The organism is Dysgonomonas sp. Marseille-P4361, assembly GCF_900343125.1.
In the GTDB taxonomy this organism is placed as follows: Bacteria; Bacteroidota; Bacteroidia; order Bacteroidales; family Dysgonomonadaceae; genus Dysgonomonas.
The window spans coordinates 123,309-138,947 of record NZ_OPYL01000002.1 but is presented as its reverse complement, the minus strand read 5'-3'; the positions used below and the strand labels follow the sequence as shown (position 1 = coordinate 138,947).

The window sequence follows — 15,639 nt, the reverse complement described above, 5'->3', positions numbered from 1 at the left end:
CGGGAATAGAGCCTGAAACGTCAGGATAAGACTTTTCCCTAAAAGCTTAAATTTGCGAAAGTAGCTCAGTTGGTAGAGCACGACCTTGCCAAGGTCGGGGTCGCGGGTTCGAGCCCCGTCTTTCGCTCTAAGGCTGCTCGGATGGTGGAATCGGTAGACACGCAAGACTTAAAATCTTGTGACCATTACGGTTGTGCGGGTTCAAGTCCCGCTCCGAGTACTTTTGAAGACGCTAATCATTGATTTATCAATTGGTTAGCGTTTTTTCTTTTAGAGATTTGCACAAACAGAGTTAGAAAATCCACTCTATGTAAAAGATGAAATTAAATATTATTTTCTAAAAACGCAGAGATTGTTCTACCTTTGCCATTTATGCATATAAATCAGGACATATTAAAAAGTATAAAGGAAGTTACATTGCATAATAATGCACAGGCTTTCCGAAAAGTGTATGACCATTATTATAGCCGCCTTTTTTCTCAAGCTTTATACTACCTCAACAATAATCCTAATTATGCGCAAGAAGTAGTATCAGATGTATTTGTTGCTTTATGGCAAAGCAGATCTGTATTGGATAAAATAAGTAATCCTGATGCATATCTTTTTATTGCTCTAAAACATGCTGCTTCTAAATATATTGAAAGGAACTATAGAAATCAGACAGAACTTCTGACTGAGAACTTACCTGAATCGCAAAGCTCTACACATTTTTCTGATTCCGAAATAGTAGATCAGGAACTACAAGAAAAATACAAAACTGCATTAACGAAACTACCTCCTCGATGCTTCGAAGTCTTTCGATTAGTCAGAGAAGAAAGAAAAAAATATTCCGAGGTAGCCGAGATGTTAGGAATATCCGTCAAAACAGTTGAGAATCAGATGAACAAAGCAATTAAAATCTTATATGAAGAATTAAAAGAAAATCTTTTTTCTGTTTTTTTCTAATTTCGAATAGGGGTATTTCCTTTTTGTTGGCTCTTTATTATTGTAATGATCAATAAAAGAATCAATGAAATATAAAAATAAGGTACAAACAGCCCGACAAAAATATTTAGAAGCAATACCTCTTTCTAAAAAAGAGCACTCTATCATTGAAGCTGACCTCAAAGGTAAAGATTTTCTGTATTATACATCAAATACAGAAAAACCGTTGATACTACCAAAACAATATTCTGCAGAATCAACATATCTCCATATTGAAGCTCGAATATCAAGGAGGTCATTCAAACCTCATAGAACTCTCGTAAGATATGCATCATCTATCGCAGCTATCTTTATTTTTGCAATTCTTTCATTTTATATCTATCAATCGGTCAGCACTCCTTCTTTAATAACAATATCAACATCTTGTGGAGAGCAAAAAGAGGTTACTCTTCCCGATGGTTCTATGGCTACCCTTAATAGTTTATCCTCTATTATTTACCCTAAAGAGATGAAAGGAGATATACGGTCTATATCTCTAATAGGTGAGGCATATTTTGATGTAGCTAAAAATCTAGAAAAACCTTTTATTGTAAAGGTTGAAGATCTTGACATAAAAGTATTAGGTACAAAATTTAATATAACAGCATATGAAAACGAAGAAAATATCATTACCAGTCTATTTGAAGGTTCTGTCTCTGTTAGTATACCTAACGGACCTGTACATACACTTACGCCAAATGATCAGTCAATATATAATAAAAAAGAGAAAACTGTACAATTAAGGAATTCCATGAACATTATAAATGAAATATTGTGGAAGAGTGGACAACTTTTCTTTGATAATGAACCTCTTGATAATATTTTCAAAACCTTAGAAAGAGAAAAGCAGGTAACATTCCAATTAGAGAATGCAGATATTGGCACACTTCGTATAACAGCTAATTTCGATAAGGACTCTTCAATAGAAAATATCATCAGTATATTGGCTGAATCTGGAGAATTCTCTTATTCAGTAGAAGGCAACGTATTTATTATTAAAAAATAAAGTATATATGCGAACAATATCAATTATTCTCCTATTCTTTATTTCTCTTCCTTCTTTTGCGCAAGAGAAAGCAAATATTAGTTTGAAAGCGAAGGATACTTCGATCCGAAATATAATTAAACAAATAGAAAATACGACAGAGTATTCATTTGTTTATAATGAAACTATTGATTTAGAAAGAAAGAGAAATGTCAATATAAAAAATAAAAATATTGACGATGTGTTGAAAATCTTATTCGGAGATACAGAAATAGGTTGGACAATTAATAAGAAGCACATTATATTAAAAAACGTTGAGAATAAAAAGAATAAACAAACTTTCAAGGTTCGTATTCTCGACAAAACAACCGAAGAACCCATCGAAGGAGTCAATGTTTCAAGCAATAATAAATATTTGGGAATAACGGATGAACAAGGATATTACACATCAGATCTTTCAGAAGACTTAGAAAGCATTTTTTTCTCAAGAATAGGATACGAAAGAATAATGATAGAATTAAAGTCAATTACAACTGATAGAATACTAACAGTTTATTTGTATCCTCAAACAAAACATCTTGAAGAAGTCGTTGTCATGTCAGATAAGATGAATCAACTCTATTCTCCACAAATGGGATCTCTTTCGATGACTCAAAAAGAAATAAAAACTATTCCATCCGCTTTTGGAGAAGCTGATATAATAAAGGCTTTGCAAATACAGCCAGGCGTTTCTTCTGGAGTAGAAGGGCTTGCCGGGATGTATGTAAGAGGAGGAAATAATGATGAAAATTTATTAATGATTGATGGCAACCCATTATATCAGGTGAATCATCTTGGAGGATTATTTTCTTCTCTTAATGTAGAAGCCATAGATAATGTTGACTTTTACAAGTCTGCTTTTCCTGCAAAATACGGAGGTCGTTTATCTAGCGTAATGGATGTGCAAACCAAAAGTGGAAGTAAGGAAAGATATCATGGAGCTTTTAGTTTGGGACTTACATCTGGAAATATAAATATTGGCGGCCCAATCGTAAAGGATAAAACTTCATTCAACTTCTCGGTTAGACGATCTTGGCTAGAATTATTAACAACTCCTGCACTAGCAATAATAAATTCAAAAGATAAAGAGAAAGGCAAAGAAACAACAGGTCGTTATGCTTTCACTGATCTGAATTTGAAGCTAGACCATACGTTTAATCCTAGAAGTCATCTATATTTTATACTCTATTATGGGAATGATTACCTGAAAATTGGTGAAAGAGAATTTTCCACCAATAAAGAGGACGATCCCTTTGAGAAGAAAGATGTCAACAGACTAAAATGGGGAAATCTCTTAACGGCTTTGGGGTGGAAATATAAACTGAGCAACAAACTAAAGCTAGAAACTGTTGCTTCCTACACTTATTACAACTCTAACTTACAAGAATCATCCTATATATATTGGGGAGAGGAGGGAAACTCTGAAAACGATAATATGGAGCGAATCAGAGAAAATAATATCAATGATATAAGTCTTCGGACATCCTTCTATTATTTGCCAACCGACAATCATTCTGTCAGCTTTGGGATAAATTATATGCACCATAAATATGTACCGGAGAAAATTTATGAGCAAATATCACAAGAAACAACATCCTCCCCCGTTCAAGTCAATAATCCGGTCAATGCCAATGAAGTATCTTTATTCTTAGAAGATGACTGGAGAATAACAAAGCAAGTAAGAGTTAATGCTGGTTTACGTATTAACACTTTTGCAATCCCAGACAAAACATATTTATCATTAGACCCTCGAATATCCACTCGCGTTATGTTATCCGATGTGCTAAGCCTCAAGGCTTCCTATGCACATATGACTCAATTTGCACAACAAGTGAGCGATAGTCATATCAGTCTGCCTACTGACTTCTGGATGCCTATCAATAAGAATTTTAAGCCTCTAGGAAGTGATCAAGTGTCATTAGGACTTTACTACAACTTCAAGGATAAATATTCCTTATCTGTAGAAGGCTACCATAAGTGGATGAAAAACTTACTCGAATACAAAGACGGATATAATCTACTTCCTGTAAATAGCAGTTGGGATAGCAAACTAACTGCTGGAAAGGGGACAGCCTATGGTGCTGATTTACTTATCGAAAAAAAAACGGGAAAATTTAAAGGTAGTATAGGCTATGGATTAATGTGGACTGACAGATATTTTGAAAACATAAATAAAGGTAGACACTTCCCTTCGAAGTATGACAACAGACATAAAGTAAATATTACGGGAAACTATGCTATCAAAGAAAATATGGATATAAATTTCAGTTGGACATTTATGACTGGCAATAGAATTACTCTTTCTTTAGAGAATTATCAGGATTTATCCTCTTCCGGTTTTCCACCCAATATAGCTCCCTCATATCCATATCCCGATGGATGGGGAATAGATTACTATGATACAAAAAATAATGTAAGATTACCTGCATATCACAGATTGGATCTAGGTCTGAATATATACCAACCCAAAAAGAATGGTCATTTAGGGATTTGGAATATAAGTATTTATAATGCTTATTCTTATATGAACCCGATCGTTATCAATAAAGATATACAATTCGAGGGTGCACCTACATATGCTCCTTATCCCCAATTTCGATCACTGTCAATATTCCCAATAATACCATCTGTATCATACACTTATAAGTTTTAATAAAATGAAAAAATATATCATCACAATAGTTTTTTTATCTCTTATTAATTGCCTTTCTTCTTGTTATAGAGATATTGATTTGGAAGAATATCGTTCCGAACCTAAGATTGTATTAAACAGCGTAATATCTCCCGAAATAGAAGTAATGGCGAGTGTAAGTAAAACCATTTTCTATACTGACACAAAAAATCCGGATGTAAATATAAAAGATGCTGATGTTGAATTATATATAAACAATGAGTTTGTCGAGAAAATGTTATGGGTAGAAGACAATAACTTAGTTAATAAGGGCATATACAAGTCAAATAATAAACCTACCGAAGGGGATATAGTTAAAATTGTAGTAAACTCATCCCTTGGTACAGCTTGGGCAGAGGATGTAATACCTCCTAAAATAGAGATTAAAGATATTAAGTTAACCTATCGAGTTATGGATAATCCTAATTCTATCCTTGTAAATATAGGAGGAGAAATGGTAAAAATGAAAGATTATGAAATAAAATATCATATTACATTTACCGACAATGCAGAAGAAAAAAATTACTACTGTATAAAAATTGAAAACACCGATGATAATCAGCCATTGGGACTTTTAGATTATTCTTTAGATCCTGTTTTCAAAGTTCAGCAACCGGTTATAGATGGAGCTTCTACAAATAAATTGATTGAGGGGCAAGGTGGGAGAACTTTCTCTGATGATATAATAAATGGCAATACTTACACTATGGTTATCCGTGAAACCAAAAATTCATATACTTACGAATATGGAGAGAATATGTACAGACGGATAAGCTTAATATCTATTTCCAAAGCGTATTACAACTATCTGACTGCATTGCTGAATATAAGTGACAATAAAGTATCTCAAAAATTAGATGAATGGGGCCTTGCCGAACCTACTCCTTTTTACTCTAACATAGATGGAGGTGTTGGCATTATGGGAAGTGCTCAAAATGACTTTAGATTAATGGATTTGCGGGAAATACTCCCTGAGTATGGAGAATAAAATAGAAGTCTACGTTTTCTTATAGTAAGCAATTTATTGCTTTTTCTAAACTTTATATTCTAATTGCATCAACTATAGAAAGTCCTTTCTCATCCTTCAGTCCTATTATAAATATTGAAATAAACGATAAAAGCGCTAGAATTCGATTCTAGCGCTTTTATTTACATTATATATTCGAGTAGATTAGTATCTGTCTTTACCTACTACACGATTTGCTTTCTTCATTTGATTATCATCAAGAGCTTTATCCCATATCATAACTTCTGACACATCCATCACAGCATCTTCACCATCATTGTCTCCAAATAGAACTAATGTAGACACCATTGCAAAGCGTTCGTCATCTGTCTTAGCTAGTATTTCTACTCCATCTAGATAATATTTGATCCAGCCGTCACCACCTAACTTATAAGAAAGAATCAGACGTTGCCATTGACCTGCTTTAACGACAGGAGATGAAGTATAACCTGTTGAGCCTACCCCTATTTGACCTTCTGTTTTCATGAATACTTCAGCATCATCATTATTTTCAGGATTAGTCTGTATAAAACTACGCCATCCATCAAGAGCAGGAACTTTAAAGTCGATAAGAATAGTATATTCTGTTACTACATCTTTTCCCTCTTTAGGTTTAATACCATGTTCCATTTTCAGAAAGAATCCTTTTTCTACTTGTATCGCTTTGTTACCTTCTTGTCCGGTTGGGCCACTTACTGAAGGGAAATCGCTCAATGAAGGTGTTCCTGAGTTTGCTCCTATTTGCAAATCTTTACCTAATGTTGCTTTCAGTATATTTGAAGGATCATCAAATCTCCAAGAACCTACTTCGTCTGGTAATACTATTGGGTCTTTAACGACAACATGAATTGTTTTCGATACAGATCCAAATTTAACAATAATATCAGTTTCGCCTTCTTCTACTCCCTGAACAACTCCCCATTCTGTAACTGTTGCAATGGATTCATCAGCAGAAGACCATTCAAAAGCAGAAGATTCAACATCATTGGAAGGTATACCATTTGCCGTAATCACACTTCTATCCCCAATGAGGATTTCCATAGTTTCTTTATCTACCGTAAAGTCATTAACTTCTTTATCATCATCACAGCTAATAAAAATAGCTGATGATAGAAGAAGAATGCATGTATATAATAATTTATCTATTTTCATAATTTCAACATTTTAGGATTATAAACAAAGTATATTAATAACCCTGATTTTGTTTCACATTTTTTGATGTATTTATTACCTTTTGAGGTATAGCGAATACATGGTGTACATTAGGATTGTAATTACGAGCAGGCCATATTTGTATTTTATCTGAAGGGTCAAATACATATTTATCATCACCAACAGTTTTCACTTTAGGCTTATATCCATGTAAAGGTTTTGCATAAACATCTTTCGCATCTCCCCAACGAACAAGATCGAAGTGACGGCTTGGAAGGAAATCGTAAGCAAATTCCAAACGACGTTGTTTTTTCAACTCAGCCAATGTTCCCGGATTATCGAAACTTAAACCGGCACGCTCACGCACCTGACCAATCAATCCTGCTGGAGTATTGCAATTAGGAACTGATGTGTTAGAACCTGTTCCTCCTTGTAACATAGCCTCAGCTTTCATCAGCAATACATCTGCATAGCGCATAACACATTGCCCTAGCTTATTCGTTTGGTTATCTCCATTCGAGTTCACAGTATTACCTAAACAGTCAGCAGGCTCAAACACAGACATAAATTTACGGAAAGTCATACCTGATGTACTAGAAATAGTTGATGCATCTGGTTCTCCATCTTTATTTATTCCAAAATGGATATCGGTTCCTATAAACTGAATATGTTGTCCTGGTACTAATATTGTAGCATCGCGACGAACATCCTCTGCAGTAAAAGCTTCATATAGTTCTGCTGTTGGTTGGAAATATCCCCATGTGTTATACAGTCCATAACCATCTTTCTGGAATCCCATTCCATGAAACTTAGGACCATCCATCTCGTTACCTAAGATAGAGAAAATAAACTCAGAACTAAAGTTGTTTTCCATTGTAAACAATTTTGTAAAGTCTGGATATAACGCACGTTTATCAGCTCCTGTTTGGTTGATAATCTTATCACACATCTCGATAACGATATCATAGTATTTCTTATCATACTGACCTGCATAAAGAGCAGCTCTTGCGGCAAAAGCCCAAGCCGCAGCTTTGTAAGGACGGCCATAATCATCTTTAGAAAGATTAGACCATGTAGGGAGCAAGTCTGCTGCTAAGCGCATATCTGATATAATCATATCATAGTTTGCAAGTACAGATGCTGGACGGCCTTCCAGATTAGCTTCTTCTATAGTCATATCTTCTGTAATAATAGGAATTCCTCCATTCGGCCCATTATCTCCAAACCAAGGAGCTAACCACAGATATGAATAACCTCTGAAGAAATATGCTTGACCTAAAGCAAAATCTCTAACGCTAGCTGACACTTGCTTTTCGGTCATATTTGGTACATTTCTCAATATATCATTACTCTTTCCTATTGTTTGGTACATTTCGCCCCACATATCCTGAATATATCCAACATCTGATCCCATCTGAAAATCTTTGATACGATCTGCCGTTGAGTTTGTTCGCCCTGTAACCATATCATCGCTACAGTTTTCAAACCACATATGACCACGTCCACCTACCTCTTCGTGTCCGGCATATCTATATATGGCATTTACAGCATACTTCACATTAGTCTCTGAAGTCCAGAATTCTTCAGCTGTCCAATCTCCATAATTAGGATTTTGGAGAAAATCACTACATCCAAACTGCATAAGAATCATTGCAGATGCAATGAGTTTGGTACTATATTTAAATATTTTTTTATTCATTTTCTTATCTTTTTTAGAGATTAAAAACTCAAGTTAAGACCAAAAGTAAACATACGTGCCACCGGATAAGTACCAGCATCTACACCATTATTGCTTACTTCAGGGTCAAATCCTGAATATTTTGTAAATGTTGCCAAGTTTTCTCCTCCAACATATAAACGCAATGATCCATCAAAACCCATTTTCTTCATCATATTTTTAGGTAAAGTATAACCTAACGTTATGTTTTTAAGACGAAGATAACTTCCATCTTCTAAAAAATAATCAGAAGCTGTTGAGTAGTTTTTATTCGGATCGCTACCCATTGATAGACGAGGAGTAGAAGAAGAGTGATTGTATGTCCAAGAGTCAAGTACTGATGTAAGGAAATAACCATTATCCTTACCTGTCTCACCCATCATCTTCAATCCATTATAAATATTTATTTTCGATATTCCTTGGAACATGAAGCTGAAATCAAAACCATTCCATTCAAAGCCTCCTCCAAAAGAGTAAGTAAGCTCTGGAAGGAAACTTCCCATATACACTCTATCGTTGTCATTGATAAGACCGTCATTGTTAGCATCTACAAATTTCAAGTCTCCAGGAACAGCATTTGGTTGCAATTTTTTTGTTTCTCCTGTAGTCGGATTTGTCCACACATGTTTATCAATCTCTTCTTGAGTTTGGAACAAACCATCTGTTTTAATTAGTTTATAAGAATACCATGGTTGTCCTACTGCTGAATACAATTTTGGATTTGTACCTCCATCAATTGTATAGTTGTGAGGAGCTAGTTCATTAACATCGCCCAAATCTAACACTTCGTTTTTAACAGTAGATACGTTTCCAAACACATTGAATGTTACATTCTCTACTTTTTTACTATAGTCTGCTTGGAATTCCCAACCTGTATTACGAACCTTTCCTACGTTTCCATATGGATTTTCTTCATATCCGGCCTGAGGTGAATTTGCTACCTCTTCGATCAAGTCTTTTGTTGTTTTATTAAAATAGTCAACAGAGATATTTAATGAATTATCCAGTAAGGTAAAATCAAGTCCTAGAGATGTTTGCTGTGTTGTCTCCCAAGTCAAAGCCAGATTTGGCAATGATCTAAGATAGTATCCTTGTTGGCTTATCATATTTTCCCCAAATACTCCATAGTATTCTTTAGTCTGACCTCTATACAAAGCACTATAAGAGTTATGTGGCACAAGTGCTACATTACCTACTTGTCCCCACCCTGCACGTAGTTTAAATAAATTGATGAAAGAAATATTATTCTTCCAGAACTCTTCTGAAGATATTTTCCATGATGCGGAGAAAGCTGGGAATATTCCTGAATTTTGATCTTTAAACAATTTAGATGTTGCATCGCGACGAATACTACCTGTAAAGAAATAACGATCATCGTAAGAATAACCACCTCTTAAGAAGAATGAATTCAATGTAGCTATAGTTCTAGCTTCTGTCGCCGGTTGGCTTGCTCTTACTCCTTCTGTTGCATTTTGCAATTGAGTTACATATGGGTTTTCGCTATCAAAGCCATAAGCTGTTACTGATAAGTTTCTGTTTGATTCACGCTGCATAGAGAAACCTCCCATCAAGCTAAAATTACTCTTGCCTACTTCTTCAGCATAAGTAGCATATGTCTCCCATAACCATTTGTGCCACCATTGTGTAGTTACATTCTTGTTATTCTCCTTGCTTGTTCTACCGATTTCTGGCACTTTAAATGAGAATCTATTATTACGATAAGAATTAAAGGCATATGTAAAATTAGACTGTATAGTTAATTTACTTATTGGCTTAATTTCTAATCCTGAAGTAGAATATATATTAATAGATGGATTATCATCTCTTACTCTAAGTAGAGATGCTACAGGATTGGCAAAGTCTCCCGAGCTGGAAATACCTTGCTCTGCAGCCCAGATAGGAACAGTCCCTCCATATTGGCGAGATCCATCCTCATTATAAAGAGGTTCTCCTAGCTCAAGAGGATTGTTCGGGTTAAGAGCATATTCATAAACAGTTTGTGAACGTGGATAAAAAATAGAACGCATCAATACACCAGTATGGCTATTACTACTTACACCACCTCTACCATTTGAATAAGAAGCAGTTACATTTTCTGTAAATTTAAGCCATTTTGCTATTTGGAACTCTGTATTCAATTTTGCATTAACTCCTTGCGAGAATGTATTTAATAAGATACCTTCATTACGATCGAAAGCAACAGAAGCTAAAGCTTTCATCGTTTCCGATCCTCCTGTCAATGTCAATGCATAATGTTGACTATGAGCTGTACGGAACACTTCATCAATCCAGTCTGTTCTGGTTACACCAGCATACGGGAAAGTAGTAACATCATATGATCCTGGGATATTTACATTACCTACAGATGAATTTTTCTTATCTTGCCATATTTGAGTAAATTGCTCTGCTGTTACAACATCAGGTCTTTTCCACTCATTTTTGATACTATGGCTGATGTTCGCATCTATTGATATTTTTCCGGCTTTAGCCTTCTTTGTTGTTACTACTACAACACCACCAGCTCCTACCTGTGCCCCATAAATGGCTGCAGATGCAGCATCTTTAAGAACTGTTATTGTTTCAACATCTTCAACATTAAATGGTGCTCCTGGTACTCCATCTACAACAAACAACACACCATCTCCTCCACGAGAACCTTTTCCACGAAGATTAAATGACGCACCACTTGTAGGGTCGCCCCCATTCATCTGAATAGTAAGACCTGATACCTGACCCTGCAGTACAGAGTTTAATCCACCAGCTCTACTTTTCATTTTCTCATCAACTTTTACTGTCGAAATAGACATTGATAAGTCTTGTTTACGAGATGCACCGTACCCGATTACAACCACTTCTTCCAGTAGCTGTTCATCTTCAGACATTACAACATTAAGCGTTTGAGCGCCTTTTATTTGAAATTCTTGAGCTTTGAATCCAACAATAGAAAATACAACTGTACTATTATTGGATACATTCAGCTGGAATTTCCCATCTAAGTCTGAAACTGTTCCATTAGTGGTACCTTTTTCGTAAACAGAAACACCAATCATAGGTTCTCCTAACTGAGCATCAGTTATAACACCCTGAATGGTAACTTTTTCATTCTGTTGCATCATGGCATTAGAGGAAGACTCTGTAACCAATGATTTATTTGCCAACACATTAGCTTGCATTATCATAAGACAAGCGAAAATGAGAGCAAATATCCTAGTCAACCTCTTGAATTTAGATTTGTCAACGTTAATAATCATTTTCTGTAGATTTAATTTATAATAGGTTAAAAACACTTTTATTCTGAATATTATTCTTTATGATTTATTATGTGTAAAGAATTCTATATAAGATAATTTTCATTTTCTCAAGCTTCTCCAAAACACCTCCTTTTCTTTTATTGAGAATAATACTTTATCTTTAGAATCTTATTATATAGGTAAGAATCTGTTTTCTTTAATGGTAAATAGATTGTTTATTGCTATATTATTATGCCCTAGCAAACTCTTTTTTTAACAATATTTGTATGCTGCCGCTAATTGGTGTTAAATATAGTCTTATAAAAATTCATGGTCAATCTTGATATGCGTATTAATATCCTCTTTCTGCGCAATTGTATCATCCATACAATTTTGATACGTAAACTAAAGAGACACTTCTATTTACAAAACAACAATATCTAATTCTCTTTTATAATAATTAGATAATTATTTATCCTTATCATTCTCTTTCTTCTAAAAAACGAATTATCTTTAGCATCCTTTTTATCAATTCTTTTTAACTTTTCAGGATGAAACTAAAACAACTCACCTTATCTTTTTTTCTACTTTCGGTATTTACAATCTTTATTTCAGTTAATCTTATTGCCCAAGATTATGCTTCCAGAGTAAACCCATTTATAGGTACAGATGCCAGCGATGCTAAATCTATATGGGGAAAATATGGAGGGACTTATCCCGGAGCTGTCGCTCCTTGGGGTTATATACAATTAAGTCCCGAAACAAGCAAGAGTGGCGAACGAGGTTACTTCTACTCGGATTCATCAATTTGTTACTTCACATGCGTCAACCACAATAGTGGTTATCCTCATGGATCGAGCGGACGATTGCAGGTCGTGATGACAAAAGGTACAGTTGATACGGATATAAATAGTATAAGCCTCCCCTTCAGCCATAAAAACGAAAAAGCCTTCCCTGGTTACTACAGTGTAACATTTGATGATGGATCGCAAATAGAGACTACAGTTAGCACACGAACAGGAATGTTTCGCTACAAACCTATCGATGGAACATTCATTGTTACAATAGCTGATGCCGGGGATATTAAAATATTGGATAAAAACACCATATACACAAGCCGATCAAATGGCGTTTTCATTTTTAATAAAGCTTGGAAAAAGTATAAATTAGAAAACAAAGTTTTGATCTTAGAATTTGAGAGTCTGCCTGCAAATACACCTCTTTTATGCAAAGTTGGTTTTTCTACAGTGGATGAAGAAGGGAGCCGCAAAAACCTACAGGCGGAATGCCCACTTTGGGATTTTGAAGAGATGAGAAATAAAACTTATAATGAATGGTGTAAAGAACTAAGTGTTTTGGATATTCCCACAGGCGATGCCGATGATGTTGAAAAAGTATATACAGCTCTTTATCATTCCTTTCTTATACCATGTATTTCATCTGATGTAGATGGACGTTACCGGGGAAAGGATAGAAAGATATACGGGACTGAAGGCAAGAATGAATACACTACATTTTCTACGTGGGATACTTTCCGTAGCCTCCACCCTCTCCTATGCCTGCTCAAACCCGAACGCCAAAGAGACATGCTACGGTCTATGCTGCATATCTATCAGCAAGAAGGACAACTACCATATACTCCTATGATCGGTTATTACTCATTGCCTGTTATTACAGACAGTTATAGGAAAGGAATAACAGATTTCGATACTTCTTTGGCTCTGGAGGCTATGAGTAAAACGCTTTCAGGAAACCAAATTCCACGTCAGGATACCTATAAATACATAGCTGAAGGGTATTTAAACGATTCTATAGAAGAATCTGTTTCCGTTACGCTTGATTATGCTTATAACGACTGGACATTAGGCGCATTTCTGGAAGCTATAGAAAGAAAAGAAGAAGCACAGCTATTTTACAATCGTTCTCTCAGTTACAGAAATCTATTTGATTACGAAACCGGTTTTATGTTGCCTCGAAATTCGAATGGTTTCGTTAAAGAACCAGGCGAAATGGGCTATAAAGAGTCAAATAAATGGACTACTACTTGGTTTGTTCCGCACAATATACAAGATCTCATCAACTTAATGGGAGGAGATGAATTATTCGTAAAACGTCTTAACGATGCTATAGAAGCTGGTCACATTATTCACGACAACGAGCCTGTAGTTCATTATCCGTATTTATTTAGTTATGCCGGACGACCTGACTTAACTTGTCAATGGGTAGATCATATTCGTAAGAATGCTTATACAACTACTCCCGGAGGCATAACAGGCAACGACGATTTAGGATCAATGTCAAGTTGGCTAGTATTTAGTTCACTAGGCTTTTTCCCTGCATGTCCGGGTAGTGGCGAGTACGTCTTAAATATGCCATTATTTCCTCAAGCTACGATTAATCTTTCGGATGGAAAAAAATTACACATAAATGCAGAGACAAACACTAACTACAAATCATTTTCGGAGTTAAAATTAAATGATAAACCTCTAAATCAAGTTTTCATTACGCACGAACAGATAAAGGATGGAGGCAAACTAAACTTCAGTGCCGGTAAATCGGACAACTACGATGATTGGGAGCGTCCCTACTCGCTTACTAAAGAATGTTTGGATGCTGAAGTAAGCAATGTTAAGCTATCGGCAGATAAAGCTGTTGCAAATGAAGAACTTTATGCTTATTGCGAAGTGACAAATAAAGGAGCCAGAGGGGTTTTTCAGCTCTCTATAACTGACGATAATAATCAGGTAGTAGCTCATAAAAACATCTTGGTAGACAAAGGTGAAAGTGTGAAAGACAGTATAGCCTTTCGTTTATATCGTAAAGGAACACACTCTCTCAACATAGGAGGACAAACTCTAAATGTAGAGGTAAAACCGTCGATACAGAAAAACCCTATTACTTGTATAAACTTAACATCATCAGCTATAGCCAAATTAGGCTCTACAATAAGGCTAAGGATTGAATTACAAAATATTTCAGACTCTAAGTACATCGGAGAAATACCATTAGAAATGAATGGGAAGTCAGGTCATAAGCTATCTGTAGAATTAGAACCCGGAGAAAAAAGAGAGATTCAAGATTATATTATTTTCGAAGGCACAGGAATGCACACCGTTTCGGTATTGAATACAGAACATAAAGTAAAGATTTACAATGAACCTCTAGAATCTGTTGTAGCTAATATTTCTTTTGAAGGTATAGATAAAAACATCGGAATAGATAATTCAGGTTTTGACAATCATGCTACAATCCACGGAACAGCAACATCATCTAAGCAGGGTATTTTTGATGCAGCGTTGAAGATAGATGAATCATCGTATATTTCACTACCTAATTCGGCGAGCTTAAACATAACAGGAAAGACTGTATCTATGGTAGCATGGGTTTTCCCTACTAAGGCAGACAGAGGCTATATTGACTTCTTTAGCAAAGGAGACAATATGATGCTCAAAACATCAGGAAATTCGCTCGAGTTTTTTGCCGGAGGATGGGGACGTGGAACTTGTTCTACCTCGCTACCAAGCAACTGGCTCAACAATTGGCACCATGTAGCCGGAGTATGTGACGGGAAAGAGTTGCGTATATATATAGACGGGAAATTACAGAAAATAGAGCCTATAGCAGGAGAGAATATTTATGAGACCGTAGTACCTTGGAATATAGGAAGAAATGCAGAGATGCCATATTCTCGCCGCTATGAGGGCATGATTGGAAATATCCAAATCTATAAAGAGGCTTTGACTGATGAAGATATAATAACATTGTTTGATAGGAAATAAAGTTTGGTACAATGGATATTTTTTATTTTATACTTATAGCTTTCATTATTTTGTTTATTGTAGGAGTCGTTTTACTCTCTATTTCGGTAAGAAGACT

At 35.4% G+C, this 15,639-nt stretch carries 8 protein-coding genes and 2 tRNA genes; 7 read left to right on the top strand and 3 right to left on the bottom strand.

From position 1 onward, the window contains the following. Positions 1-54 precede the first annotated feature (54 nt). The 6 genes from DHU68_RS04405 (at position 55) to DHU68_RS04380 (ending at position 5,646) form a co-directional block, all read left to right on the top strand. Positions 55-127 (top strand) — tRNA-Gly (locus DHU68_RS04405). Positions 128-135: 8 nt separating this feature from the next. Then, positions 136-220, top strand: a tRNA-Leu gene (locus DHU68_RS04400). A 152-nt stretch (positions 221-372) separates the two neighbouring features. Continuing rightward, a complete protein-coding gene (locus DHU68_RS04395; protein WP_108821773.1) occupies positions 373-945 on the top strand; it encodes an RNA polymerase sigma-70 factor in 573 nt (190 codons plus the stop codon). Positions 946-1,009: 64 nt separating this feature from the next. Continuing rightward, on the top strand, positions 1,010-1,969 hold the full coding sequence (locus DHU68_RS04390) for a FecR family protein (RefSeq protein ID WP_108821772.1): 960 nt from the start codon (positions 1,010-1,012) through the stop codon (positions 1,967-1,969). Between the two features lie 7 nt (positions 1,970-1,976). Next, positions 1,977-4,640 carry a TonB-dependent receptor gene (locus DHU68_RS04385; RefSeq protein ID WP_108821771.1) on the top strand — a complete coding sequence of 888 codons (2,664 nt, stop codon included), beginning with the start codon at positions 1,977-1,979 and terminating at the stop codon, positions 4,638-4,640. A 4-nt stretch (positions 4,641-4,644) separates the two neighbouring features. Further along, the gene (locus tag DHU68_RS04380; RefSeq protein WP_108821770.1) at positions 4,645-5,646 is read left to right on the top strand and encodes a DUF4249 domain-containing protein; all 1,002 of its coding nucleotides are present in this window, start codon (positions 4,645-4,647) and stop codon (positions 5,644-5,646) included. Positions 5,647-5,829: 183 nt separating this feature from the next. On the opposite strand, the gene DHU68_RS04375 is transcribed toward DHU68_RS04380, so the two are convergent. Genes DHU68_RS04375 through DHU68_RS04365 form a run of 3 tightly spaced genes read right to left on the bottom strand, consistent with a single transcriptional unit; the run spans position 5,830 to position 11,784 of the window. Beyond that, positions 5,830-6,816, bottom strand: coding sequence for an Ig-like domain-containing protein (locus DHU68_RS04375; RefSeq protein WP_108821769.1), 987 nt, complete (start codon positions 6,814-6,816; stop codon positions 5,830-5,832). A 34-nt stretch (positions 6,817-6,850) separates the two neighbouring features. Continuing rightward, entirely contained in the window at positions 6,851-8,515 is a 1,665-nt protein-coding gene (locus tag DHU68_RS04370) for a RagB/SusD family nutrient uptake outer membrane protein (protein WP_255412443.1), read from the bottom strand. A gap of 20 nt (positions 8,516-8,535) precedes the next feature. Beyond that, the gene (locus DHU68_RS04365) at positions 8,536-11,784 is read right to left on the bottom strand and encodes a TonB-dependent receptor (RefSeq protein WP_108821768.1); all 3,249 of its coding nucleotides are present in this window, start codon (positions 11,782-11,784) and stop codon (positions 8,536-8,538) included. A gap of 530 nt (positions 11,785-12,314) precedes the next feature. Here DHU68_RS04365 and DHU68_RS04360 point away from each other — a divergent pair. Continuing rightward, a complete protein-coding gene (locus DHU68_RS04360; protein WP_108821767.1) occupies positions 12,315-15,542 on the top strand; it encodes a GH92 family glycosyl hydrolase in 3,228 nt (1,075 codons plus the stop codon). Positions 15,543-15,639 lie beyond the last annotated feature (97 nt).

Coding starts and splice junctions, on each gene's coding strand:
- DHU68_RS04395 (WP_108821773.1), top strand. CDS start 373: ATGCATATAAATCAGGACATATTAAAAAGTATAAAGGAAGTTACATTG.
- DHU68_RS04390 (WP_108821772.1), top strand. CDS start 1,010: ATGAAATATAAAAATAAGGTACAAACAGCCCGACAAAAATATTTAGAA.
- DHU68_RS04385 (WP_108821771.1), top strand. CDS start 1,977: ATGCGAACAATATCAATTATTCTCCTATTCTTTATTTCTCTTCCTTCT.
- DHU68_RS04380 (WP_108821770.1), top strand. CDS start 4,645: ATGAAAAAATATATCATCACAATAGTTTTTTTATCTCTTATTAATTGC.
- DHU68_RS04375 (WP_108821769.1), bottom strand. CDS start 6,816: ATGAAAATAGATAAATTATTATATACATGCATTCTTCTTCTATCATCA.
- DHU68_RS04370 (WP_255412443.1), bottom strand. CDS start 8,515: ATGAATAAAAAAATATTTAAATATAGTACCAAACTCATTGCATCTGCA.
- DHU68_RS04365 (WP_108821768.1), bottom strand. CDS start 11,784: ATGATTATTAACGTTGACAAATCTAAATTCAAGAGGTTGACTAGGATA.
- DHU68_RS04360 (WP_108821767.1), top strand. CDS start 12,315: ATGAAACTAAAACAACTCACCTTATCTTTTTTTCTACTTTCGGTATTT.